Raw genomic sequence first — 2,504 nt, forward strand, 5'->3', positions numbered from 1 at the left:
TGTGTTTCGGCGTGCAACTTTGACCCCGTGAGGCGGGGGATCGGCGTCCAATTCTGACCCCCTAACCTCGTTCTCGCAGACTGCTCTCCGGTACGGCCGGAAGGGTGGTGCAGAGGGATGAAGGGCGTGGACACGATTGCGCGCATCCGGCGCGAGTTCTTCAACCGCGGCCGCGCGATCAAGGACATCGTCCGCGACCTGCACGTCTCCCGCAACACGGTCCGGAAGGTCATCCGGTCGGGAGCCACCGCCTTTGCCTACGAGCGTGAGGTGCAGCCGCTGCCCAAGCTCGGGCCGTGGCGCGACGATCTCGATCGGATACTGGCCATCAACGCCGGCAGGTCCGCCCGCGAGCGGCTGACGCTGATCCGGATCTACGAGGCGCTGCGCGGGCTCGGCTACGAGGGCGGCTACGATGCCGTTCGGCGCTATGCCAAAACCTGGAAGCGCGAGCGCGCCTCGGTCACGGCCCAGGCGTTCGTACCGCTGTCGTTTGCCCCGGGCGAGGCCTACCAGTTCGACTGGAGCCACGAGATCGTGCTGATCGGCGGTACGACCGTCACGGTCAAGGTCGCCCACGTCCGGCTCTGCCACTCGCGCATGCTGTTCGTACGAGCCTATCCGCGCGAGAGCCAGGAGATGGTGTTCGACGCCCACGACCGGGCGTTCGCGTTCTTCCAAGGCACCTGCCAGCGCGGCATCTACGACAACATGAAGACCGCGGTGGAGACGATCTTCGTCGGGCGCGAGCGCGCCTACAATCGCCGTTTCCTGCAGATGTGCTCGCACTACCTCGTCGATCCGGTCGCCTGCACGCCGGCCTCGGGTTGGGAGAAGGGGCAGGTCGAGAACCAGGTCGGGCTGGTGCGCGAGCGCTTCTTCACCCCGCGTGTCCGGGTGCAGAGCTACGAGGAGCTGAATGCGCTCCTCCTCGATCAGGTGATCGCCTACGCCAAGGCCCATCCCCATCCTGAGGAGCGCGAGCGCACCGTCTGGGAGCGGTTCGAGGCCGAACGGGCAGCCCTCGTTCCCTATGCCGGCCGCTTCGACGGCTTCCACGCCATCAGCGCTTCGGTATCCACGACCTGCCTCGTGCGCTTCGACAACAACCGCTACTCGGTCATGGCCTCTGCCATCGGCCGCCCGGTCGAGGTCCGTGCCTACGCCGAGCGCGTCGAGATCCGGCAGGACGGGCGCGTCGTCGCCGAGCACGAGCGCGCCTTCGGGCGGGATCAGACCGTGTTCGATCCCTGGCACTACGTCCCCGTGCTGGCGCGCAAGCCCGGCGCGCTCCGGAACGGCGCACCGTTCAAGGACTGGATGCTGCCTCCCGCCCTCGACCGGGTCCGACGCAAGCTCGCCGGCAGTGCCGGAGGTGACCGGCAGATGGTCGAGATCCTCACCGCCGTGCTCGGCGACGGGTTGCCGGCCGTCGAGGCGGCCTGTGCCGAGGCGCTGCGCGAGGGCGTGCACTCGGCCGACGTCGTCCTCAACATCCTGGCCCGGCAGCGCGAGCCGACCCCGCCCGTCACCATCCTGACCCCCGAGAGCCTGCGGCTGCGCCACGAGCCGGTCGCGGATTGCGCCCGCTACGACAGCCTGAGGAGCCCCCCATGATGGAACGCCAGAACATCCTCGCCACCATGGGCGAGCTGAAGCTCTTCGGGATGAAGGCCGCCTACGACGAGATCATCAAGGTCGCGGTGAAGCGCACCCACGAGCCGCAGCAGATCGTCGGCGACCTGCTCCAGGCCGAGATCTCCGAGAAGCAGGCGCGTTCGATCCGCTACCAGATGACGATCGCCAAGCTGCCCCTGGCCAAGGACATCGCCGAGTTCGCCTTCGACGGCACCCCGATCAACGAGGGTCTGGTGCGCGACCTCGCCGGCGGCGAGTTCCTGGCTCACCAGCGCAACGTCGTGCTCGTCGGCGGCACCGGGACCGGCAAGACCCACCTCGCCATCGCCATCGCACGGGCCTGCATCCGGGATGGCGCGCGGGGCCGGTTCTACAACGTCGTCGACCTCGTCAACCGGCTCGAAGCCGAGGCGCGCGCCGGCCGGCAGGGCCGCATCGCCGACCATCTCGCCCGGCTCGACCTCGTGGTGCTCGACGAACTCGGCTACCTGCCGTTCGCGCAGTCGGGCGGCCAGCTCCTGTTCCACCTCATCAGCAAGCTCTACGAGACCACCTCCATCGTGGTCACCACCAACCTCGCCTTCGGGGAATGGCCCAGCGTGTTCGCCGGCGACGCCAAAATGACCACGGCGCTGCTCGACCGGCTCACCCACCATTGCGAGATCGTCGAGACCGGCAACGAGAGCTGGCGCTTCAAGAACCGCGCCTGAGGCCGGCACACACGTCGCGCCTGCTGGACCCCTGATCAGCCCGGCTGCGCTACCCCGAACCGCTTCGCCGGGCTGATCAGGGGCGTCCCGCCATACCCATCCAGGGGGTCAAAATTCGACGCCGATCCAGGGTCAATGTTCAACGCTGTTTGACAC

1 protein-coding gene and 1 pseudogene are annotated in these 2,504 nt (G+C 68.0%); both read left to right on the forward strand.

Annotated elements, in window-relative coordinates:
* Positions 1–117 precede the first annotated feature (117 nt).
* Positions 118–1,605 (forward strand): annotated as a pseudogene (gene istA / locus LGR69_RS31665) (IS21 family transposase); the annotation flags it as partial.
* 8 nt (positions 1,606–1,613) lie between these two features.
* The gene (istB, locus tag LGR69_RS31670; protein ID WP_307356345.1) at positions 1,614–2,348 is read left to right on the forward strand and encodes an IS21-like element helper ATPase IstB; all 735 of its coding nucleotides are present in this window, start codon (positions 1,614–1,616) and stop codon (positions 2,346–2,348) included.
* Positions 2,349–2,504 lie beyond the last annotated feature (156 nt).

The organism is Methylobacterium brachiatum, assembly GCF_020523825.1.
Classification (GTDB): domain Bacteria; phylum Pseudomonadota; class Alphaproteobacteria; order Rhizobiales; family Beijerinckiaceae; genus Methylobacterium; species Methylobacterium brachiatum.